Below are 21,115 nucleotides of genomic sequence, written 5' to 3'. Positions count from 1 at the left end.
ACACCTTGCTTGCCGGATTTGTTGTGACCGGCGCCACCAAAGTGTATCTCCCACACGCGGACCGGGTTGAAGATTGACAGCAACTTCGTCAGGACGTCGTTATGATTGAAAACAAGAAGAAGCCGAACCCGATTGATATTCACGTCGGGAGCCGGATTCGTCTGCGCCGCACAATGCTGGGCATGAGCCAGGAAAAGCTGGGGGAGAGCCTTGGTATCACATTCCAGCAGATTCAGAAATACGAGAAGGGAACGAACCGCGTTGGCGCCAGCCGTCTGCAGAACATTTCGTCCATCTTGAACGTCCCGGTCTCCTTCTTCTTCGAAGATGCGCCAGGCGATCAGGCGGGTGGAGCGTCCGGCATGGCGGAAGCATCCAGCTCGAACTACGTGGTTGATTTCCTGTCGTCCTCTGAGGGGCTGCAGTTGAACCGCGCATTTGTGAAGATCGCCGATCCCAAGGTTCGCCGCCGTTTGGTGGATCTTGTCAAGGCGCTTGCCGCCGATGCCGAGACGGAATGACCGGTCGACCGGTCATTATTTGAAAGGCGGCCTCCGGGCCGCTTTTTTTATGCCGTGACCTCAAGGAATTGGTAATCGCTTGGACGCATAAAGATATATTTATGTCGTTGTACGCTTGTCTTCAGCGGATGAACTTACTAAACATTCGATGTCTGTTCTTTGAGGGGAATCCCGTTATGCGCGCCAGTTATCTGTTCACGAGTGAGTCCGTTGCAGAAGGTCATCCGGACAAGGTCTGCGATCGTATTTCCGATGAGATCGTCGATCTCGTCTACCGCGAAGCCGCAAAGACCGGGATTGATCCTTGGGGCGTCCGCATCGCTTGTGAAACGCTGGCGACGACAAACCGGGTGGTGATTGCGGGCGAAGTCCGCCTGCCGCCGAGCCTGATGAAGAAGGACAAGAACGGCAACGACGTGATCAACCCGTCGAAGTTCAAGTCGGCTGCGCGCCGGGCAATCCGCGACATCGGCTACGAACAGGATGGCTTCAATTGGAAGACGGTCAAGATCGACGTCCTCCTCCATTCGCAGTCCGCCGATATCGCGCAGGGCGTCGATAACGCGAGCGACCGTCAGGGCGACGAAGGTGCCGGCGACCAGGGCATCATGTTCGGTTACGCCTGCAAGGAAACGCCGGACCTGATGCCGGCGCCGATCTATTATTCGCACAAGATCCTGCAGCTGCTTGCCACGGCCCGCAAGAAGGGCGAGGGCGAAGCCGCCAAGCTCGGCCCCGATGCCAAGAGCCAGGTGACCGTCCGTTACGAAAACGGCAAGCCCGCCGCCGTCGACTCGATCGTGCTCTCCACCCAGCATATCGATCCCAGCTGGGACTCGAAGAAGGTCCGCTCCGTCGTCGAACCCTATATCCGCGAAGCGCTGGGCGAACTTCCGATCGCAGCCGACTGCAAGTGGTACATCAACCCCACCGGTAAGTTCGTCATCGGCGGTCCCGATGGCGATGCCGGCCTGACCGGCCGCAAGATCATCGTCGACACCTACGGTGGTGCAGCCCCCCATGGCGGCGGCGCTTTCTCCGGCAAGGACACGACCAAGGTCGACCGCTCGGCAGCCTATGCAGCCCGCTACCTTGCCAAGAACGTTGTGGCCGCAGGCTTTGCCGAACGCTGCACATTGCAGATTTCCTATGCGATCGGCATTTCCCAGCCGCTGTCGATCTATGTCGACCTGCATGGAACCGGCAAGAACGTGACGGAAGACCAGATCGAAGCGGCAATCCGCAAGACCATGGACCTCTCGCCGTCCGGCATCCGCCGTCACCTCGATCTCAACAAGCCGATCTATGCAAAGACCTCTGCTTACGGCCATTTCGGTCGCAAGGCCGGTCGCGACGGTTCCTTCTCCTGGGAAAAGACCGATCTCGTGAAGCCTTTGAAGGACGCCCTCAAGGGTGATCAGCTCGAAGCGGCCTGATCGCCCTTTACGAGCACGCCTGTAAGACAGTAAAGCGGGTGCCTTCTGCCGAAGGCGTCCGCTTTTACCGTGAGAGAATTCGACCCATGACCGACAAGCCGCATCCCAGCCGTTCCACGGAAGCCTTTTTCGGTCGCCGCAAGGGAAAGCCGTTGCGCGAGAAGCAGGCGGAAGGTCTGGCGACGCTCTTGCCGCAACTGAAGCTTGATCTGGCCAACCCTGCACCGAAGACGATCGAGAGCCTCTACGACTTCTCTGTTGAGCGGATGCGGCTGGAAATCGGTTTCGGTGGCGGCGAGCACCTGATCCACCGCGCCGCCGAAAATCCGTCGACCGGCTTTATCGGCGTCGAACCCTTCGTCAATTCCATGGCAAAGCTTCTGACCAGCGTGGAAGAGCAGGGCTTGCGCAACATCCGCCTTTACGATGACGATGCGACCCAGGTTCTGGACTGGCTGCCGGATGCGTCGATCGATCAGATCGACCTTCTCTATGCGGATCCCTGGCCAAAGCGGAAGCACTGGAAGCGCCGCTTCGTTTCGCAGGTCAACCTGGAGCGGTTCCACCGAGTGCTGAAGCCGGGCGCAACATTCTGCTTCGCCTCAGACATCGATACCTATGTGAACTGGACGCTGCTCCATTGCCGCGATCATGGCGGCTTCGCCTGGCAGGCGGAACAGGCTTCGGACTGGCTGACGCCCTATGCCGGCTGGCCGGGTACGCGATACGAGAACAAGGCCCGCCGGGAAGGGCGGTCATCCGCCTACCTGACATTCGTCAAGATCTGACGCTCATTCCGATCAGTGCAGGGTAACGGTCTTCAGCTCGTCCTCGGCAGCCTTGAAAAAGGTGCTGGAGCGGTTATCGGTGAGCAGGATCGGCGTACCGTCCGCACCGAACAGGGCCCAAAGGTCAAGGCTTGGATCGATGTCCGGAGCCTCGGGGAAACAGCGGGACACATCGTCCGACTTCATCTTGCGAATGTAACCGACTTCGCCGTTTCCGAGATGCGCGAGTTCGGACTCCGTCAAGCTCGGATTCGCTTCTTTCATGAGCATTTCTGCCTCCACAGTGGGGACGCATCAGCGATTGCTGATTGATCTACTGTGAGACGGAAATGTTAATTTTTCGCACTACACGCTCCGGCTCGGGGCGGATCAGATCGATCGAAAGAAGACCATTTTTCAACGATGCGCCGGACACCTGCATACCGTCCGCCAGCACGAAGATCCGCTGGAATTGGCGGGCCGCAATACCGCGGTAGAGGTAGTCGCGCTCGTTCTGCTCGGCCTGTCTGCCGCGAATGATAAGCTGGTTTTCTTCGGTCATGACCTCGAGCTCGGCCTCCGAAAAACCGGCCACCGCAAGCGTGATGCGCAGCAGGTCGCATTCGTCCTCGCGTGGTTCGTCACCCGCTGTCTTCTTGATGCGCTCGATATTGTAGGGCGGGTAGCCGTCGCTTCCCTTGCCCAATCGCTCGAGTGTCTTTTCCATCGCGTCGAAGCCCAGGAGGAGAGGGCTTGCGAAAGGTGTCATACGGCTCATCGGTCGTCCCAGCTTTTATCCAGCGACTGTGCCGGCGTCCATAAGGCCCGCCGACGGGTCAATATATGGGAATTTGCGGCAGTCAGCGCAAGACGCCGGCGAGCGCTTGACACGATCCGCAACCCGGCTCAAAAACCCGTAAAGTTCAAGGGGAAGAGACATGCAACGCAGAAAGATCATCATCGACACCGATCCCGGTCAGGACGACGCAGCGGCCATCATGCTGGCCTTTGCGAGCCCCGACGAGCTGGATGTGCTGGGTTTGACTGCCGTTGCCGGCAACGTGCCGCTGTCGTTTACCAGCCGCAACCTGAGGATCGTCTGCGAGCTCTGCGGCAGGCCCGATGCCAAGGTCTATGAAGGTGCATTGAAGCCATTGAACCGGCCGCAGGTGACCGCCGAACACGTCCACGGCAAGACTGGTCTCGACGGAGCGGAACTGCCTGAGCCGACCATGGTCGCGCAGGAACAGAACGCCATCGACTTCATCATCGAGACGCTGCGCCGCGAGCCGGAAGGCACCGTGACGCTTTGCACGCTCGGTCCGCTCACCAACATCGCCATGGCGCTCACCAAGGCGCCGGACATTGCTTCGCGCGTCCAGGAACTGGTGATGATGGGTGGCGGCCTGTTCGAAGGCGGCAACATCACGCCAGCAGCCGAATTCAACATCTATGTGGATCCGGAGGCGGCCAAGATCGTGTTCGGCGCCGGTATCCCTGTGGTCATGATGCCGCTCGATGTCACGCATCAGCTGCTGACCACCAAGGCACGGGTCGAAAAGATCGCCGCACTCGGCAACCGCCCGTCGCAGGTTCTCGTCGAATGGCTTGCCTTCTTCGAGCGCTTCGATATCGAGAAATACGGCTCCGACGGCGGCCCGCTGCATGACCCGTCGGTCATCGCCTATCTCTTGAAGCCGGACCTCTTTACCGGCCGCCATTGCAATGTCGAGATCGAGACCGAATCGGAACTCACCGTCGGCATGACGGTCGCCGACTGGTGGGGCGTTACCGGCCGCACGGCCAATGCGACCTTCATGCGCCATGTCGACGCGGATGGTTTCTTCGAGCTGCTGACCGAGCGCGTCGGCCGTCTCTAGGGCTCCAAGCTCAACCGGCAAGCTGAATGGTCATTGCCCGATCAGGGCCTGTTTCCTCTCCCCGCGCACGGGGAGAGGGTAAGGAACCTGCACCGTCCCACCATCAAAGCCCGTAGAAATCCGCGATGATCTTCCACGCCTGATCTGCGGTTTCCACAAAGCTGATCAGCTCAAGATCCTTCGGCGAGATCGTGCCGAAATCGGCAAGCGCTTCGAAGTTGACGATGCCGCGCCAGAACTTTTCTGAAAACAGGATGAGCGGGATTCGCTCCATGCGCTTGGTCTGGATCAGCGTCAGCGCCTCGAACATCTCATCGAGCGTGCCGAAGCCGCCCGGGAAGACGGCAACGGCCTTGGCGCGCATCAGGAAGTGCATCTTGCGAATCGCGAAATAGTGGAAGTTGAATGAGAGCTCCGGCGTCACGTAAGGATTGGGCGCCTGTTCGTGCGGCAGCATGATGTTGAGCCCGATGCTCGGTGCGCCAACCTCCGACGCGCCAAGGTTGCCGGCCTCCATCACGCCCGGTCCGCCACCGGTCACGACCACATATTCCTGATGGTCGTAGGCTGCCGAATGCACACCACAGAGCGTCGCGAACTTGCGGGCCTCTTCGTAAAAAACCGAGGCTTCAATCAGGTTGTTGCGCTGGGTCTCGTTGTGAGCCGCCCAAGGCGCCTGGCCCGGTGCCGGAATGCGGGCACCGCCGAACAGCACGACCGTGGATTTGATCCCGGCCTCGGCGAGCATCATCTCGGCCTTCATGAGTTCCAGCTGCAGCCGCACCGGCCGCAATTCTTCGCGGCTCAGGAAATCCTCATCGGCAAAGGCAAGGCGATAGGTCGGCGACAGCGTCTGCGGCGTTTTCGGCTGAACTGCGGCGGCACTCTTGTCGGCCTTGTTGTCCTTCAACGGATCCCAGACCCCGTCCTTCCGCCGTGGTCCGTCATTCTTCACCCGTGCCATCGCAATAACCCTTCCGGAGCCGTTCGCTTATCTGCGTTGACGCCAATTCGCATTGACGCTTGAGTGCCGGTCGCTTAGAGCAAATGGCACCATTTGGCCAGCCGCACGGCTGTGTCCCGGGCCTTTGCGGCCATCACGATATCGACGACGACGAAGGATTTCCCATGAGCAGCGCAGACCTCTCCTCCCTCGAAAAGACGATCGAAACCGCGTTCGACAACCGCGACACTGTGACGATCTCGACCAAGGGAGAGATCCGCGATGCCGTTGAGCAGTCGCTGAACCTGCTCGATGCCGGCGAGGCCCGTGTGGCCGTGCGCGGCGAGGATGGCAGCTGGACCGTCAACCAGTGGCTGAAGAAGGCGGTTCTTCTGTCCTTCCGTCTCAACGACATGGAGGTCGTCAAGGGCGGCCCCGGCGCCTCCACCTGGTGGGACAAGGTTCCTTCGAAGTTCGAAGGCTGGGGCGAGAACCAGTTCCGTTCGGCCGGTTTCCGCGCGGTGCCGAACGCCGTCGTGCGCCGCTCGGCCTATATCGGCAAGAACGTCGTGCTGATGCCGTCCTTCGTCAATCTCGGCGCCTATGTCGATGAAGGCACGATGGTCGATACCTGGGCAACTGTCGGTTCCTGCGCACAGATCGGCAAGAACGTGCACCTCTCCGGCGGCGTCGGCATTGGCGGCGTGCTGGAGCCGATGCAGGCCGGCCCGACCATCATCGAGGACAATTGCTTTATCGGCGCCCGCTCGGAAGTCGTCGAAGGCTGCATCATTCGCGAAGGCTCGGTCCTCGGAATGGGTGTCTACATCGGCAAGTCGACCAAGATCGTCAATCGCGCCACCGGTGAAGTCTCGTTCGGCGAAGTGCCGCCTTACTCGGTCGTCGTCGCCGGCTCGATGCCGTCGGGCAATGCCACGATGCCGAACGGCCTGGCCGCACCGCATCTCTATTGCGCTGTCATCGTCAAGACGGTCGATGAGAAGACCCGCTCCAAGACCGGCATCAACGAACTGCTGCGCGACTAACCGAAGGCCATCCCGATGTCCGCTGTCGACCCGATCGCAAACCTGCGGGACCTCATCCGCTGCCCGTCCGTCACGCCCGCCGAAGGCGGCGCATTGTCGGCGCTTGAGGCGATGCTTTCGCCGCTCGGCTTTACCGTCGAGCGGATGGTGGCGACCGAGCCCGGCATGCCCGACATCGAGAACCTCTACGCCCGGCTTGGAACGACCGGTCCGCATCTGATGTTTGCCGGCCATACGGATGTGGTGCCGGTCGGCGACGAGGCGTCCTGGAGCCATCCTCCGTTTTCCGCCGAAATCGAGGGCGGAGAAATGTTCGGCCGCGGCGCCGTCGACATGAAGGGCGGCATTGCCTGCTTTGCGGCAGCCGTTGCCCGCCATATCGAAGAACACGGCGCGCCGCAGGGCTCTATCTCATTCCTGATCACCGGCGACGAAGAAGGCCCGGCCGTCAACGGTACCGAGAAACTGCTGAAATGGGCAGCCGACAAGGGCGAGCGCTGGGATGCCTGCCTGGTCGGCGAACCGACCAATCCGGACGTGCTGGGCGACATGATCAAGATCGGCCGCCGCGGCTCCGTCTCCGGCAAGGTCACGGTCCATGGCGTTCAGGGCCACGCCGCTTATCCGCATCTCGCCGACAACGCGGTGCGCGGGCTGCTACCCCTGGCGCATGCCCTGATGCACCCGCGATTCGACGAAGGCACACCGGAATTCCCGGCCTCCAACCTCGAAGTCACCACGGTCGATATCGGTAACCCGGCAACCAATGTCGTGCCTGCCAAGGCGAGTTTTGCCTTCAACATCCGCTTCAACGACACCTGGACGGCCGAAACCGTCCAGGCCGAGATCCTGCGCCGTCTCGATGCGGCCGCAGGCGACCAGACGCTGCGTCCCGGTCGCGACAAGGTCCGTTACGAGATCGTCTGGGCCGAGCGACCGAGCCACGTCTTTTTGACCCGCAACAACGCTCTGATCAGTTCGCTTTCGGGCGCCGTCGAGGCCGTGACGGGCAGGGTGCCGGCGCTGTCGACCACCGGCGGCACATCCGATGCGCGTTTCATCAAGGATTATTGCCCGGTCGTCGAGTTCGGCCTCGTCGGCCAGACCATGCACATGGTGGACGAGCGGGTAGCGATCGCGGACCTTGAAACGCTGACGCAGATCTACGGAACCTTCCTCTCCCGCTGGTTCGACGATGCTGCGGTTTCATGACCTCAGCCATCACCTGAGCGGCCTCTGGCTGCTGATCCGCGGCGATGCGCGCGGCCTCAGCGCCTTCGACATTTCCGACCAGGGCGTTGCCCGGTCCTTTCTCGCGATCCTGTGGTGCCTGCCCGCGATCGTTGCCGGATGGATGTTCAAGCGTGCCGAATATGCGCAGGCGCATCCCCGCGGCGGTGACGGTGTCCTCGCATTCGCCGGAAAGATGTTTCTGGTGGAGATCGCGCAGTGGATCATTCCGGTTCTCGCCATCTGCCTCGTCGCTGTCGCCTTCGGACTGCGACCGCTGCTGCGCACGCTGATCGTCACGCGCAACTGGTTCACGGTCCCGCTGGTCTATGCATCTTACGTGACGGCATTCCCGGTCAGCCTTGCGCTGGACAGCCTGTTCGGTGCGGGCCTCGTTTACCGATATGGATTGCTTAGCGTCATGCTCGCCGTTCTTGTCGGTGCAGTTCTTCTCTACTGGCGGCTCCTGACGACGGTTGTCGGCGGTTCCCCATGGTTGCGGGCTTCGCTGCTCGGGTTCACCGTGTTGACCGAACTGGTCGTCGTGTCCTGGCTGGAGACAAGCCTTGGAGTGACGGTCGCATGATTGCCCACCGCGGACATTCTTCCCGCATTCTCAATCCAAGAGGTGCCGATGCCCAGCTACGCTGAAGTCCGGTTTTACGTGTCCGGCATCTGGCTGCTGATCAAGGGCGATGAGCAAGGGTTCAAGCAACTCGATCTTACCGATCGCGGCCTGCTGCGGTCCTTCTGGGCCTTTGTCTGGTGTCTGCCGGCAATGTTCGTCACCTGGGCCTGGTGGCGGATGATGTTTCTGCAGGCAATGCCGCCGGGCACGAAGACCGGTGGCCTGTTCTTCTTCCGGCTCGGCATGCTGGAGGCGATCGACTGGATCCTGCCTCTCATTCTGGTGGGCATCGTCTGCGCGCTGTTCGGGCTCGGCAAGAAATTCCCGACGATGGTGATCGTGGTCAACTGGCTGTCCGTGCCGTTTGCTTATGCCTATGCGGTTCTGGCGGCAGCCTTCATCCTGCCGATCGGCATGACCGGATTTCTGGCGCTCCTGCACCTGTCGCTGCTGATTGCCGTCGTCGTCGCGCTGACGCGAGTGATGCGCATGCTTTGCGGCCCGCAGCCGCTGCTGGTGACGGCGCTGGTGATGGTGCTGATCGTGCCGGACATGCTTCTGTCCGAGGTGCTGCAGCGGTTCCTGGGCGTCTATCCGTCCTGACGGTCGTCAGGATAATCCACCTTCATGAAATAGAGGCCATCCGGCGGTGCCACCGGGCCGCAGCGCTTGCGGTCGCGTGCCTCGAGTGCTGCCCTAACGTCCTCGGGCGTAACCTTGCCTTGTCCGGCGATCTTCAGCGTGCCGGCAAAGGAGCGGATCTGGTTGTGCAGGAAGCTTTGAGCCGAAGCGCGGATCTCGATCAGATCGCCTGAGCGCGTCACGTCCAGCCGGTCGAGCGTCCGGACCGGGCTTTTCGCCTGACAGTGGGTGGAGCGGAAGGTGGTAAAATCATGATGCCCGACCAGCATCTGGGCCGCGGCATGCATCGCCTCGTGGTCGAGAGGCTTTGACACCCACCAGGCCCGGTTCGCCTCGAGCGCCAGAGGCGAGGGCCGGTTGAGGATGCGGTAGAGGTAATGCCGCTTGATGGCCGAGAACCTTGCATCGAAGGTCTCGTCGACGAGGCTGACATCGATGACCGAGACCTTTTCCGATGCCGTCATCAGGTAGGCGTTGACGGCGTTGCGCAGCTTGTACGGCACCCACTCGCGCGAAAGATCCGTATGAACCGTCTGGCCCCAGGCATGCACGCCGGAATCGGTCCGCCCTGCGCCACGGACCGATACCGTCTCGCCGGTCAGCTTCAGGATTGCTTTCTGCAGCGCGGCCTGCACCGAATGACCGTTGTCCTGAATCTGCCAGCCCACATAGGACGTGCCGTCATATTCGACGATCATCTTGTAACGCGGCATCAGGCGACCCGCATTCCGGCCGTGATCGCCGTGCCACGCAGGAAATCGGCCGCATCCAGCGGCTTGCCGCCGGCCTTCTGCAACCGCGTCAGGCACACCGCGCCATCGCCGCAGGCGATCGTGAGGTGATCGTCCAGCACGGTGCCGGCGTCTCCCTGTCCGGCGCCGATTGCGGACGAGATAACCTTGATCCGCTCCGGCTTACCGTTGATCTCGGCCTCGAACCAGGCGCCCGGAAACGGGGAGAGCCCGCGAATATGGTTGTGAACGTCGCGCGCGGGCCTCGAGAAATCGATGCGGGTTTCACCCTTGTCGATCTTCGACGCGTAGAGCACGCCGTCCTCGGACTGCGGTGTCAGCGGCAGGTCGCCGGCTTCGAGCTTCTCCATCGCCTCGACCATGGCACGCGCGCCCGTCAGCATCAGCCGGTCGTGCAACTCGCCTGCGGTCATGGCCTCGCCGATCTCGACTTCCTTTGTGAGCGCCACCGGGCCGGTATCGAGGCCCTTTTCCATCTGCATCACCATCATGCCGGTCTTGTCGTCGCCGGCCATGATGGCGCGCTGGATCGGGGCAGCACCGCGCCAGCGTGGCAGCAGCGAAGCATGGCCGTTGTAGCAGCCAAGCCGGGTGCCGGTCAGGATCACCTCGGGCAGAAGCAGGCCATAGGCAACGACCACGGCGACATCGGCCTTGAAGGACCTGAAGGTCTCGCGGTCTTCCTCGCTTTTGAAATTGAGCGGCGTCAGGACCGGAATGCCGAGCAGTTCTGCCGCCTGGTGCACCGGCGACTTGACGAGATCGAGCCCGCGGCGCCCGCCGGGACGCGGTGGCTGGCTATAGACCGCGACGATCTCGTGACCGGCCTGCTTCAGGTTCTGCAGTGTCGGCACGGAAAATTCCGGCGTGCCCATGAAGATGATGCGAAGAGACATGGACCTTTCGCGCCCGCAAGGAACGCGCCTTCAAACCGAGAGTGCCTTCAAGCGATGGCTAGACCGCCTTCGCCTTGGCAGCCTTGGTGAACCTCTTGACCACCATTTCGCGCTTCAGCCGCGATATATGGTCGATGAACAGCACGCCGTCCAGATGGTCGATCTCGTGCTGCAGGCAGGTGGCGAGCAGGCCATCGGCCTCGATCACGTGTTCCTTGCCGTCGCGACCGATATGCTTGACCGTCACGGAAGCGGGGCGCTCCACCTCGGCATAGTATTCCGGGATGGAAAGGCAGCCTTCCTCATACACCGATCGCTCGTCCGATGAGCGGATAATTTCCGGATTGATCACGACGATCGGGTTCTTCTCGTCCTCCTCGCGCGACACGTCGACCACGAGAATGCGGCGGGCAACGCCGATCTGGATCCCGGCAAGGCCGATGCCCGGTGCGTCATACATGGTTTCCAGCATGTCGTCCGCGAGCTTCAAAAGAGCATCGTCCACCCGTTCGAAAGGCTTGGACACCTGACGCAGGAGCGGATCGGGGAGAATGATAAGCGGCTTGATCGTCATGGCGATCCCATAACCTATCTTTTTCGCCGATGGAACAGGCCCGGATCGCCGTTTTCAATCGATGTTCCCGTTTTGATCTTTCCAATCCGCGGTTTTCTGCTAGCTTGCCGCCATGAATGACCTGTTCCCCGAGATTTCTCGTTTTCTGGAGAGCCAGCACCCACTGGTGCTGATGGCTGCTTCGTGCATCTTCGGCATGCTTCTGATGCTTCTTCTCATGCGTATTTCCGGAAGCAGCGGCCGTCAGGCGGAAGACGCAGAGGCCCGCATGGGCGAGTTGATGCGGATGCAGGGGGAAATGCAGGGCAGGCTTTCGGCGATGGGCGAAACGCTTGCCGCCCGCCAGGTCGAGCTCAGCCAGGTCGTCGGCCAGCGGCTCGATGGCATGACCCACCGTATCGGCGCTACCATTACCGAACAGACCAGATCCACCCATGACAACCTGCGCCAGCTGCAGGAGCGTCTGGCCGTCATCGACGCTGCCCAGAACAACATTCAGAGCCTAGCCAAGGATGTCGTGGGACTGCAGGCGATCCTCTCCAACAAGCAGACGCGTGGCGCCTTTGGTCAGGGCCGGATGGAAGCGATCGTTTCCGACGGCCTGCCGATGGGTGCCTTCGAATTCCAGAAGACGCTGTCGAACGGTTCGAGACCGGATTGCGTGATCCGCATGCCGAACGGCTTGCCACCGCTCGTCATCGACGCAAAATTTCCGCTGGAGGCATGGAATGCCTTTCGCGAATCCGCCGCACCCGAGGCGCGCCGGGCCGCATCCCAGCAATTTCGCCGCGACATGGAAGTCCATATCCGCGATGTCTCGGAGAAATATCTGATTGCCGGAGAAACGCAGGACACCGCCTTTCTCTTCGTGCCGTCGGAATCGATTTTTGCCGAGATCCACGAGCATTTCGAGGGCGTGATCCAGAAGGCGCAGCGCGCGAGGATCGTCATCGTCTCGCCGTCGCTGCTGATGCTGTCAATCCAGGTCATCCAGGCCGTGCTGAAAGACCAGCGCATGCGCGAACAGGCGCATCTGATCCAGGGCGAGGTGGCCTTGCTGATGGAGGATCTCGGTCGCCTCGACGAGCGGACCCGTAAGCTGCAATCGCATTTCTTCGCAGCCCAGAAGGACGTCGAGCAGATCGTGACGTCGACCGAAAAGCTCGGCCGGCGCGGTGCAAGGATCGAAGCGCTCGAACTGGAAGCACCAGTGGCCGCCCCGATACCCCACGCTGGACCAACCCCCGCAGCTCCGGCATCCGGCGCAGTCGAGAGCCGCACCGGATCGCTGCGCCTGAGGGTAGTTGACGAGGACTGATCCTCTCGGGCAGTGTCAGCCCGCATTTCACAAAACAGGCAGGCACAGCATGATTACCGTCTTCGGCTCCATCAACATGGATCTTATCGCAACGACGGAGCGGTTGCCGGGGCCGGGCGAAACGGTTGTGGGGTCAACCTTTGCGACGGCCTCCGGCGGCAAGGGTGCGAACCAGGCACTGGCCGCCCGCCGCGCAGGCAGCGACGTGCGCATGGTCGGCGCTGTCGGAAACGACGGTTTTGCAGACCCGGCGCTGGCTTTGCTCCAGGCATCCGGAACTGACCTGTCAGCGGTCACGCGGACAAACATTTCAACCGGCACAGCACTGATACTGGTCGGCGATGACAGCGGCGAGAACATGATCGCCGTCGTGCCCGGTGCCAATGGCACGATCGGCGAGGCGCAGGCGCAGGGCGCGGTGGAGGCCATGTCTCCATCAGACACGTTGATGCTGCAGCTCGAGATCCCGCCGGCAGCCGTCGAGGCGGCTCTGCGCGCAGCAAAGGCGAAGGGCATCCGGACGATGATCAACACCGCGCCGCTGACGGCTGATGCGGTTCGACTATCCGGCCTCGCCGATATCGTCGTCGCCAACGAGACCGAATTCGACCTTCTCGCAGGTTGCACGATCAGCGACGCCCAAGCGCGCGAAGAAGTTTTGCGCCGCCTTCACAGTGAGACCGGCCAGACGTTCGTGGTCACGCTCGGTAGCGAAGGTGTCGTTGCCATGCTTGATGGTGAAATCCTGTCGGCCAAGGGCCTGAAGATCGAGCCTGTGGACACGGTGGGCGCCGGCGATACGTTCTGCGGCTATCTGGCTGCAAGTCTCGATCAGGGGATAGGCTTTGCGGATGCCTTGCGGCGGGCAGCCGTTGCGGGCTCGCTTGCCTGCCTCGAAAGAGGCGCGCAGCCGTCTATCCCTGAGGTATCAGCCGTCGAGGCGCGGCTCTGAAAAGTTTCGGACAGTTGAAACGACTGGACCCGCCTCCCGGAAGGGAAGGCGGGTCCATCAGACGACTACCGGTCTAGTTCAGGGGGGCGTAGAACTAGAGGGGGCGGTCCGGCAGGTCGTCGATCGTGATCTGTCCGTCCTTGTTCGTGTCCATGCGGGCGAACAGCTTTTCAGTGGCCGCTGCGGCTTCTTCCTTGCTGATCTTGCGATCGCGGTTCTCGTCGATCATGCGGAACATGCCGGGGCCCATCATACCGTCGCCAGGTCCACCCCTCGGACCGCGATCGCGGCGAGCTTCCCGGCGCTCATGCCGGTCGTGGTGGCGGTCACGGGCCTGTTCGCGGTCGGCACGTGGTCCGTCAGCCTTGGGGCCCTCAGCCTTAGGGCCTTCACCCTCGGGTCCTTCTGCCATCGGGCCGTCTGCATCCGGGCCTTCGTCCTCAGCCTCTTCAGGCGTCGGCGGCGGGTTGTTCTTGCGGAACTCGGCCATCTTGTTGTCACGGAAATCAACCATTTCACCGCGAGTGATGGACCCGTCCTTGTTGAGGTCGATCTCGGCGAAAAGCGCTTCCTGGCGAGCGGTCAGCTCTTCCTTGGAAATCTTGCCGTCCTTGTTCGTATCCGCCTGCTTGAGAAGGCGAACGAACATTACATCCTGCATCATCGCAGCGCGTGGACCGCCATGCGGGCCGCCGTCAGGGCCTCCGCGTCGACCTTCATGGTGGCGTGGTCCGTCAGGGCCTGGTGCAGCGAAGGCGGGGATGGCTGCGCCAGCGATAAGAGCAGCGCTCAGGCTTGCCAAAACTATCTTCTTCGCGATCATCGAGTGGTCCTTTCCGGTTGCTTCGATAGCCTGAAGATAGGATCGGCAACTGGTCAAAACCACTTAAACATCTGTAATGTAGATGAACTTTTGGTAAGGCGCGGCCTACGCGAACTTGAGGCCAGACAGAAACGAGGTCAGATCGTCGGTGATGTAATCGATGTGATCGTCCTCGTCTGAAAACTTTTCCCAACGCTCGATGACGACAGTATCGAGATTGCGCGGCACCAGCAGTACTGTGCGCATGCCGAGCGCTTTCGGCGCGATGAGATTGCGCGGCAGGTCCTCGAACATGACAGCGTTCTTCGTATCGACCGTGTGGAGGGCCGCGAACTTGTCGTAGGTCTCGCCGGCCGGTTTTGGCAGATAACCGGCGGCAACAATATCGAAGATGTCGTCGAAATGGTCGAGGATGCCGAGCGCGCGCGCGGCGGCCTGCGCATGCGGCACGCTGCCATTGGTAAAAATGAACTTGCGGCCGGGCAGCGCCCGGATGGCCTCGCCGAGTTCCGGATGCGGCAGCAGCGCCGAGTAGTCGATCGCATGCGCCTGTTCGAGAAACCCGTCCGGATCGATGCCATGGTTCAGCATCAGCCCCTGCAGCGTCGTGCCATGCTCGTGGTAATACTGCTTCTGCAGTCGCTTGGCCTCGTCATGCTCCAGCTGCAGCAATTCCTGCACATAGGTCGTCATGTTCTTGTCGATCTGCGAAAACAGATTGACGTGATGCGGGTAGAGCGTGTTGTCGAGATCGAAAACCCAGTCACGGATATTTGCGAAATCGGCGGCGTCGGGGGCAGTCTTCGGCGTCTTGTCCATAGCCGTGTTATGCCAGCGTTTGAACGGGAAGAAAATCCGCCCCTACGAACATTTACACGCCGCGCCGACCTTGGCCGGTCGTGACCCTGCGTGATACCGCCTTGGGATGGAACTTTGGATCCCCATCACCATCGCTGCCGCTTTTTGTCAGAATTTGCGGTCAGCGCTTCAGAAGCATCTGCAAGGCTCGCTCGGAACCCGCGGCGCAAGCTTCGTGCGCTTCGGCTACGGATTTCCGCTCGCCGTCATCTACGTGCTCGTTCTGCATTTCGGTGTGGGCTATGCATTGCCCAGCCCGGATCTTGAGTTCGTCTTCTGGGTCGTGCTCGGCGGGCTTGCGCAGATATTCGCGACCATGCTTCTGGTCTATCTGTTTTCGCTAAGGAATTTCGCGGTCGGCACCGCCTATTCGAAGACCGAGCCGGTGCAGGCGGCGATTTTCGGCTTTATCATTCTGGGCGACAAACTGACCACCGGCGGCATAGTGGCGATCATCGTCGGGGTGATCGGGGTGATGCTGATCTCGATGGCCAATCTACCGCTCTCGTGGCGCAATCTCGGCACCGCCATGGTCGGCAGGATCGCGCTGATCGGCATGGCCTCGGGCGGCCTCTTCGCCATCGCCTCGATTTCCTTCCGCTCCGCGTCGCTGTCGCTCAACGGACCCAATTCGATCATGCAGGCCGCCGTCACGCTGACATGCGTCACGATATTCCAGACCGTTTTCATGCTGATCTGGATGCTGTGGAAGGACAAGCGAGAGATTGTCCAGGTCGTGCGCACCTGGCGCTCCTCGGCGCTGGTCGGGCTCGCTGGCGTTGTCGGCTCCGCCTGCTGGTTCACGGCGATGACGCTGCAGCAGGTGGCCTATGTGAAGGCGCTCGGCCAGATCGAGCTGATCTTCACCTTCGCCTCGTCCTATTTCCTGTTCCACGAACGGCTGAACCGCATGGAACTGTCGGGCTGCCTGCTGATCGTCTGCGGCATTCTCGGCCTTCTGATGTCCTGAGGGCCGAGCTCTTGCTGCTGATCAGGGAACGATCAGCGTGCCCGCACCGTGTTCGGTGAAGATCTCGAGCAGCACCGAATGCGCGGTCTTGCCGTTCAGGATGACGACGCCCTGAACGCCTGCGCGGATCGCCTCGATGCAGGTTTCGACCTTGGGGATCATGCCGCCGGAAATCGTGCCATCCTTGATCAGCGCCTGTGCCTGCGCGACGGTCAGTTCCTTGATCAGGTTCTTGTCGCGGTCGAGCACGCCTGGAACGTCCGTGAGGAACAAGAGGCGGGTGGCATGCAGCGCGCCGGCAATGGCACCCGCGAACGTATCGGCATTGATGTTGTAGGTGGCGCCGTCGCGGCCGGGGGCCACGGGGGCGATGACGGGGATCATCTCGGACTTGGCAAGCAGGTCGAGCAGCGTCCGGTCAACTTCGACAACCTCGCCGACGAAGCCGAGGTCGAGCACGCGCTCGATGTGGCTATCAGGATCGATGATGGTCTTCTTGGCCTTTTCGGCAAACACCATGTTGCCGTCCTTGCCGCAGAGACCGATCGCCCATTCGCCGGTCTGATTGATCAGCGCGACGATTTCCTTGTTGATCGATCCGGCAAGGACCATCTCGACGATCTCGACCGTCTTTGCGTCGGTGACGCGAAGCCCGCCCTCAAATTTCGATTCGATGCCCATCTTGGTCAGCATCGCACCGATCTGCGGGCCGCCGCCATGAACGACGATCGGGTTGACGCCGGACTGCTTGAGAAGCGCGATATCGGCCGCGAAAGCCTTGCCCAGAGCCATATCGCCCATTGCATGGCCGCCGTATTTGACGACGATCGTCTTGTTCTCGTAGCGCTGCATATAGGGCAGCGCCTGTGCCAGAAGTTGTGCCTGAAGTTCGCTTTCCGAAGCCGTCATGGAAATACCTCTGGGGAAATGTGTGGGGCCTTTTAACGCATGTTTTTGACAGATCAAATAATTCATGAGCAAAATTACGGTCAGGCGTGTATGTGGCGGCGATGCGTTGCGTCTTGTGCCGCACGGGGAGGCTTTGGTTTTGGTGAGTGATCGCGAGATTGCCGAATTGATCGGCCGCGTAGGACTGCGCGACCGGACGGCGTTCACAAAGCTTTATTCCGGCGTTTCGCCGAAACTATTCGCAGTCTGCCTGCGTATCCTGAAGGATAGGGCCGAATCAGAAGATGCCCTGCAGGAGATTTTCGTGCGGATATGGCAGAGAGCCGATCGGTTTGCCCCTTCGGGAACAAGCGCAGCCGGTTGGCTCGTCGCAATCGCCCGAAACCATTCGATCGACCGCCTTCGCGCCCGCCGGCCCGTGACGGACGCTCTGGAAGACAGGACGGATATCGCCGACCTCGGTCCTGATCCGGAGGAGGCGTCGGTGATGCGCGGTGAAGGAAGGCGCATTGACAGCTGCATGCAGGAGCTCGATCCTGACCGCGCAGGTGCCGTCAAAAGCGCCTATGTCGAAGGCCTGACCTATCAGGAACTGGCGGAACGCCATGGCGTGCCGCTGAATACGATGCGAACCTGGCTGAGGCGCAGCCTTCTTAAGCTGAGGGAGTGCCTGGACCGATGACGACACCAGACCAAAGCGAAAACGATCGCTCCCGCGACCAGCTTCTGGCTGGCGAATATGTGCTCGGGGTCCTGCCGCTTGACCAGCGCCGCCGCGTCGAGGATCGCATCGTCCGTGATGCGGCCTTTGCGGCCATGGTGATGCGCTGGCAGGAAAACCTGTCTTCCGACCTCGATGCGGAATACGGCGAGGAACGTCCGCCGAAAGGCGTTTACGCCAGGATCGAAAAGCGCGTCTTCGCCCAGAACGGTTTCGGAAACGAGCTGGCACGCGGTGGATGGTGGAACTCGCTGCTTTTGTGGCGCGGCCTGTCATTCGCCTCGATTGCCCTTTTGGTGACATACGCGTCCTTGTCGACGGGCTGGATCGGCGGACCTGTGGGTGGCTCTGCGCCGGGCAAGCAACTGGTCGCCGAGATGAGCGGCGAGGGCAATGCGTTCGGCCTGAGGGCGCGGTACGACGGTGCCAGCGGTCGCTTGCAGCTGACGCCTGTTGCCGCAACGACGGCGGAACGCCGCTCGCTCGAACTGTGGCTTGTCCCCGGCAGCGGTGAAGAAGCAATCTCGCTCGGTATCCTGCCGGAAAGCGGCAGCGACACGATCGAAGTGCCGGCCGGGCATCGCAAGCGTGTCGAGAACGGCGCGTCCTTCGCCGTCAGCCTTGAACCATTGGGCGGCTCGCCGACCGGTCACCGGACCGGGCCGGTTCTCGCCGTCGGTAAAATCCGGGATCTTTAATTAAGGGATGCTAAATCAGAGGCATAGCGGATTTCTGTCTTCGCGTCGCCAGCCTTTGAAACTCTTCCCGCTTTCCTCTCGTCTCTAGCCATGTCCCCACAGAGGGAAAGCCGGACCTGGGAGGCGCCTTCAGCGCCGGGGTCGTTCAGGCTGTAGAGAGGAAGAGAACAATGTTTAAATCCGCAATCCGCCTTGCCGCATGCGCCGCAATCCTGTCCGCCTCCGTTGCCGGCGCCTACGCCGCAAACCCGAAGGTCGGTGGCGCTGCCATGTATGAAGACAAGAACATCGTCGAGAATGCCATGAACTCCAAGGATCACACGACACTGGTCGCCGCCGTGAAGGCTGCGGGCCTCGTCGAGACCCTGCAGGGCAAAGGTCCGTTCACCGTGTTCGCGCCCACCAACGAAGCCTTCGCTGCGCTGCCGAAGGGCACTGTCGAAACCCTGCTGAAGCCGGAAAACAAGGCGCAGCTGACCAAGATCCTTACCTGCCACGTGGTGGCCGCGAACGCCATGTCGACCGCGATCGAAAAGATGATCAAGGACGACAAGGGCACGCATGACGTCAAGACCGTCGGCGGCTGCGTTCTGAAGGCCAAGGAAAGCATGGGCAAGATCACGCTCACCGACGAAACCGGTGGTGTAGCCACTGTGACGATCGCCGACGTCAAGCAGTCGAACGGCGTCATTCACGTCATCGACAAGGTTCTGCTGCCGAAGATGTAACGGCTGACCAAAGCAGGTCGAAGCCTCGCATAGAGATCCGGTCGCCTGTCACAGGCGGCCGGATTTTTGCGTTTCGGGAGATTTACCGGCCGATGGTCTTCATGATCTCGGCGCGCAGCTCGTCCAGGCCGCGGCCTTTTTCAGACGATGTCGACAGCACTTCCGGATAGGCAGCGGGCCGCTTGCGGATCTTTTCGAGCGTCTCGGCAATCAGCCTCGGAACCGCAGGATCCTTGATCTTGTCCGTCTTGGTCAAGACGATCTGATAGGAGACGGCGGCCTTGTCGAGCAGGTCGAGCACGTCCTCGTCGTTCTTCTTGATGCCGTGGCGGCTGTCGATCAGCACATAGACGCGCTGCAGCGTGGCGCGGCCCCGCAGGTAATCGAACACAAGCTTCGTCCAGGCATCGACGTTTTCTTTCGGCGCCTGCGCATAGCCGTAGCCGGGCATGTCAACCAGCGCCATCGGCGGCAGGTCACCTGCCTGGCCGGAATAGCCGTCGGGCACGAAATAGTTCAGTTCCTGTGTGCGGCCCGGCGTGTTGGATGTGCGCGCCAGCCCCTTGTAGCCCACGAGCGCATTGATCAGCGAGGACTTGCCGACATTCGAGCGTCCGGCAAAGGCGATCTCAAGCGGTCCTTCCGGTGGCAGAAACTCCATCGAGGGCACGCCGCGGATAAAGATCCACGCGCTGCCGAACAGCGTCTTTTCCTCGGAATTATGGTCTGCGGCCATGGTCTCGTCGTCCTGTCTTCAATTCAAGGACATCGCTTCCGGGTTTTAACCCCATATGTCAAGCGTCCGACCGGTTCTGTCTCTTCTGGCGACGAAACTCGAATGTCAGATGGGTGATGAGCGCCGCAAGGATCAGCGCCCCGCCCGCGATCGTGCGCGGTGCCGGGATCTCGCCGTGGATCACGGCGACCCAGACGGGCCCGAGAACGGTTTCACCAGTGCCGAGCAGGGCAGCCAGCGCTGAGGGGATAAGCCGCGCACCGGTGACGAACAGTGCCATGCCGAGCCCGAGATTGAGCGCACCGAAGATGAAGAGAATACCGAGTTCGCCCGGGGTGACCGCGAGGTTCGAAGACATCGTCAGCGCGATCATGCCGGCTGCAAAGCATCCGAAGCAGGTGGCGGGTGTCATCCGCACATGCGGGTAACGGCGGGTGATGACGGTCGCCAGCGCAAACACCAGCGGAATGATCAGCGCCAGACCGTCTCCGAGCGGCGAGACCTTTCCGGTAAACGAGGACGATACCATGATGCCGACACCGACGATCACGGTGCCGATCGCAAGCCAGGTAACGCCCGATATGCGCTCGCCGTAAAACAGCCAGACCATCAGCGCCGCAAACAGCGGCACACCGGCACCGAGCAGCACCACATTGGCGACGGTCGTATACTGGATCGATATGATGAAGCAGGTGGACGCCACCATGAAGCAGAGGCCGACCGAAAGGCCCGGCCAGCCCATGCTGCGAAACAGCGCCACCGTGCCGCGCGGCCCGTCGCGCAGCAGCATGAAGGCGAGCAGGAACAGGGTGCCGAACAGGCTGCGCCAGAACACGATCGTCCAGCTGTCGGGGATATCGAGAAAGCGGGCGATCGCACCGCCGAAACTCCAGGCAAAAGCAGAGCCGAAGACGAGCAGGGCGCCGATACGGTATTCCGAGCCGGGAAGGCTCGCGGGGATCGTGCCGGCCAAGGGTGGACCCGGTGGGGTGGGCGGCGGGAAGGGCGCGGGCATGGGACTGTTCCGGTTGCTGGAGCAATTCCAGCGTCAGCATGTTCTACTCTGCTTGCGGAACTTGCCTCGGGC

General features: G+C 61.4%; 25 protein-coding genes. 14 read left to right on the top strand and 11 right to left on the bottom strand.

Annotated features, from left to right (window positions below):
• Positions 1–101: 101 nt before the first annotated feature.
• The 3 genes from IFT59_RS16885 to trmB all read left to right on the top strand — a co-directional run bounded on the left by IFT59_RS16885 (position 102) and on the right by trmB (position 2,745).
• On the top strand, positions 102–521 hold the full coding sequence (locus tag IFT59_RS16885) for a helix-turn-helix domain-containing protein (RefSeq protein WP_062453994.1): 420 nt from the start codon (positions 102–104) through the stop codon (positions 519–521).
• A 176-nt stretch (positions 522–697) separates the two neighbouring features.
• Positions 698–1,957 (top strand): methionine adenosyltransferase, encoded by a 1,260-nt coding sequence (metK, locus tag IFT59_RS16880; protein ID WP_062453993.1) that lies wholly within the window; start codon positions 698–700, stop codon positions 1,955–1,957.
• Positions 1,958–2,043: 86 nt separating this feature from the next.
• Positions 2,044–2,745, top strand: coding sequence for a tRNA (guanine(46)-N(7))-methyltransferase TrmB (gene trmB, locus IFT59_RS16875; RefSeq protein ID WP_192078163.1), 702 nt, complete (start codon positions 2,044–2,046; stop codon positions 2,743–2,745).
• Between the two features lie 12 nt (positions 2,746–2,757).
• Here trmB and IFT59_RS16870 read toward each other — a convergent pair whose 3' ends face one another.
• Positions 2,758–3,015 (bottom strand): BQ00720 family protein, encoded by a 258-nt coding sequence (locus IFT59_RS16870; protein ID WP_062453991.1) that lies wholly within the window; start codon positions 3,013–3,015, stop codon positions 2,758–2,760.
• Positions 3,016–3,058: 43 nt separating this feature from the next.
• Positions 3,059–3,502 carry an Hsp20 family protein gene (locus IFT59_RS16865; RefSeq protein ID WP_062453990.1) on the bottom strand — a complete coding sequence of 148 codons (444 nt, stop codon included), beginning with the start codon at positions 3,500–3,502 and terminating at the stop codon, positions 3,059–3,061.
• A 160-nt stretch (positions 3,503–3,662) separates the two neighbouring features.
• On the opposite strand from IFT59_RS16865, the gene IFT59_RS16860 reads away from it, so the two are divergent.
• On the top strand, positions 3,663–4,604 hold the full coding sequence (locus tag IFT59_RS16860; protein WP_192087598.1) for a nucleoside hydrolase: 942 nt from the start codon (positions 3,663–3,665) through the stop codon (positions 4,602–4,604).
• 103 nt (positions 4,605–4,707) lie between these two features.
• On the opposite strand, the gene IFT59_RS16855 is transcribed toward IFT59_RS16860, so the two are convergent.
• Positions 4,708–5,568 (bottom strand): LOG family protein, encoded by an 861-nt coding sequence (locus IFT59_RS16855; protein WP_192087597.1) that lies wholly within the window; start codon positions 5,566–5,568, stop codon positions 4,708–4,710.
• A gap of 164 nt (positions 5,569–5,732) precedes the next feature.
• Here IFT59_RS16855 and dapD point away from each other — a divergent pair, with 164 nt between their 5' ends.
• From dapD to IFT59_RS16835, 4 genes are read left to right on the top strand one after another with little or no spacing between them, the layout of a single operon-like run.
• Positions 5,733–6,593, top strand: a complete 861-nt coding sequence (gene dapD / locus IFT59_RS16850; protein ID WP_062453987.1) for a 2,3,4,5-tetrahydropyridine-2,6-dicarboxylate N-succinyltransferase — start codon at positions 5,733–5,735, stop codon at positions 6,591–6,593.
• Between the two features lie 15 nt (positions 6,594–6,608).
• Entirely contained in the window at positions 6,609–7,805 is a 1,197-nt protein-coding gene (dapE, locus tag IFT59_RS16845) for a succinyl-diaminopimelate desuccinylase (RefSeq protein ID WP_192087596.1), read from the top strand.
• Positions 7,789–8,409: a hypothetical protein gene (locus tag IFT59_RS16840; RefSeq protein WP_192087595.1), complete on the top strand. Its 621-nt coding sequence runs from the start codon at positions 7,789–7,791 to the stop codon at positions 8,407–8,409. Before dapE ends, IFT59_RS16840 begins: the two co-directional genes overlap by 17 nt.
• A gap of 48 nt (positions 8,410–8,457) precedes the next feature.
• Positions 8,458–9,054, top strand: a complete 597-nt coding sequence (locus IFT59_RS16835) for a hypothetical protein (RefSeq protein ID WP_192087594.1) — start codon at positions 8,458–8,460, stop codon at positions 9,052–9,054.
• Here IFT59_RS16835 and truA read toward each other — a convergent pair.
• Genes truA through def form a run of 3 tightly spaced genes read right to left on the bottom strand, consistent with a single transcriptional unit; the run spans position 9,042 to position 11,315 of the window.
• A complete protein-coding gene (truA, locus tag IFT59_RS16830; protein WP_192087593.1) occupies positions 9,042–9,806 on the bottom strand; it encodes a tRNA pseudouridine(38-40) synthase TruA in 765 nt (254 codons plus the stop codon). The genes IFT59_RS16835 and truA overlap by 13 nt on opposite strands.
• The gene (gene fmt / locus IFT59_RS16825; protein ID WP_192087592.1) at positions 9,806–10,741 is read right to left on the bottom strand and encodes a methionyl-tRNA formyltransferase; all 936 of its coding nucleotides are present in this window, start codon (positions 10,739–10,741) and stop codon (positions 9,806–9,808) included. The genes truA and fmt overlap by 1 nt, the downstream gene beginning before the upstream one ends.
• A gap of 58 nt (positions 10,742–10,799) precedes the next feature.
• A complete protein-coding gene (gene def, locus IFT59_RS16820) occupies positions 10,800–11,315 on the bottom strand; it encodes a peptide deformylase (protein WP_062578892.1) in 516 nt (171 codons plus the stop codon).
• 196 nt (positions 11,316–11,511) lie between these two features.
• On the opposite strand from def, the gene IFT59_RS16815 reads away from it, so the two are divergent.
• A complete protein-coding gene (locus tag IFT59_RS16815) occupies positions 11,512–12,633 on the top strand; it encodes a DNA recombination protein RmuC (protein WP_249407646.1) in 1,122 nt (373 codons plus the stop codon).
• A gap of 49 nt (positions 12,634–12,682) precedes the next feature.
• Positions 12,683–13,585: a ribokinase gene (locus IFT59_RS16810; protein ID WP_192087590.1), complete on the top strand. Its 903-nt coding sequence runs from the start codon at positions 12,683–12,685 to the stop codon at positions 13,583–13,585.
• A 94-nt stretch (positions 13,586–13,679) separates the two neighbouring features.
• On the opposite strand, the gene IFT59_RS16805 is transcribed toward IFT59_RS16810, so the two are convergent.
• Together IFT59_RS16805 and IFT59_RS16800 are read right to left on the bottom strand one after the other, a co-directional pair.
• Positions 13,680–14,408 carry an EF-hand domain-containing protein gene (locus tag IFT59_RS16805; RefSeq protein ID WP_062453979.1) on the bottom strand — a complete coding sequence of 243 codons (729 nt, stop codon included), beginning with the start codon at positions 14,406–14,408 and terminating at the stop codon, positions 13,680–13,682.
• Positions 14,409–14,513: 105 nt separating this feature from the next.
• Entirely contained in the window at positions 14,514–15,227 is a 714-nt protein-coding gene (locus tag IFT59_RS16800; protein ID WP_192087589.1) for a pyrimidine 5'-nucleotidase, read from the bottom strand.
• A 106-nt stretch (positions 15,228–15,333) separates the two neighbouring features.
• On the opposite strand from IFT59_RS16800, the gene IFT59_RS16795 reads away from it, so the two are divergent.
• Complete coding sequence (locus tag IFT59_RS16795; protein WP_192078175.1) at positions 15,334–16,236, top strand: DMT family transporter; 903 nt, start codon at positions 15,334–15,336, stop codon at positions 16,234–16,236.
• A gap of 21 nt (positions 16,237–16,257) precedes the next feature.
• Here the strand turns inward: IFT59_RS16795 and argB are convergent, their stop codons facing one another.
• Positions 16,258–17,145 (bottom strand): acetylglutamate kinase, encoded by an 888-nt coding sequence (gene argB / locus IFT59_RS16790; RefSeq protein ID WP_062578904.1) that lies wholly within the window; start codon positions 17,143–17,145, stop codon positions 16,258–16,260.
• 142 nt (positions 17,146–17,287) lie between these two features.
• On the opposite strand from argB, the gene IFT59_RS16785 reads away from it, so the two are divergent.
• From IFT59_RS16785 to IFT59_RS16775, 3 genes are all read left to right on the top strand, one after another.
• Positions 17,288–17,827 (top strand): sigma-70 family RNA polymerase sigma factor, encoded by a 540-nt coding sequence (locus IFT59_RS16785; RefSeq protein ID WP_062454914.1) that lies wholly within the window; start codon positions 17,288–17,290, stop codon positions 17,825–17,827.
• Complete coding sequence (locus tag IFT59_RS16780; protein ID WP_092663698.1) at positions 17,824–18,564, top strand: anti-sigma factor; 741 nt, start codon at positions 17,824–17,826, stop codon at positions 18,562–18,564. Before IFT59_RS16785 ends, IFT59_RS16780 begins: the two co-directional genes overlap by 4 nt.
• Positions 18,565–18,734: 170 nt before the next feature.
• Complete coding sequence (locus tag IFT59_RS16775) at positions 18,735–19,292, top strand: fasciclin domain-containing protein (RefSeq protein ID WP_062453974.1); 558 nt, start codon at positions 18,735–18,737, stop codon at positions 19,290–19,292.
• Between the two features lie 82 nt (positions 19,293–19,374).
• Here IFT59_RS16775 and yihA read toward each other — a convergent pair whose 3' ends face one another.
• Positions 19,375–20,028 carry a ribosome biogenesis GTP-binding protein YihA/YsxC gene (gene yihA, locus IFT59_RS16770; RefSeq protein WP_113109416.1) on the bottom strand — a complete coding sequence of 218 codons (654 nt, stop codon included), beginning with the start codon at positions 20,026–20,028 and terminating at the stop codon, positions 19,375–19,377.
• A 58-nt stretch (positions 20,029–20,086) separates the two neighbouring features.
• Entirely contained in the window at positions 20,087–21,043 is a 957-nt protein-coding gene (locus tag IFT59_RS16765; RefSeq protein WP_113109417.1) for a DMT family transporter, read from the bottom strand.
• Between the last annotated feature and the right edge of the window lie 72 nt (positions 21,044–21,115).

The sequence above is a fragment of the Rhizobium sp. CFBP 8752 genome, assembly GCF_014842035.1.
In the GTDB taxonomy this organism is placed as follows: domain Bacteria; phylum Pseudomonadota; class Alphaproteobacteria; order Rhizobiales; family Rhizobiaceae; genus Neorhizobium; species Neorhizobium soli.
The sequence above is the reverse complement of the archived record's forward strand: the minus strand, read 5'-3'. Positions and strand labels throughout refer to the sequence as shown.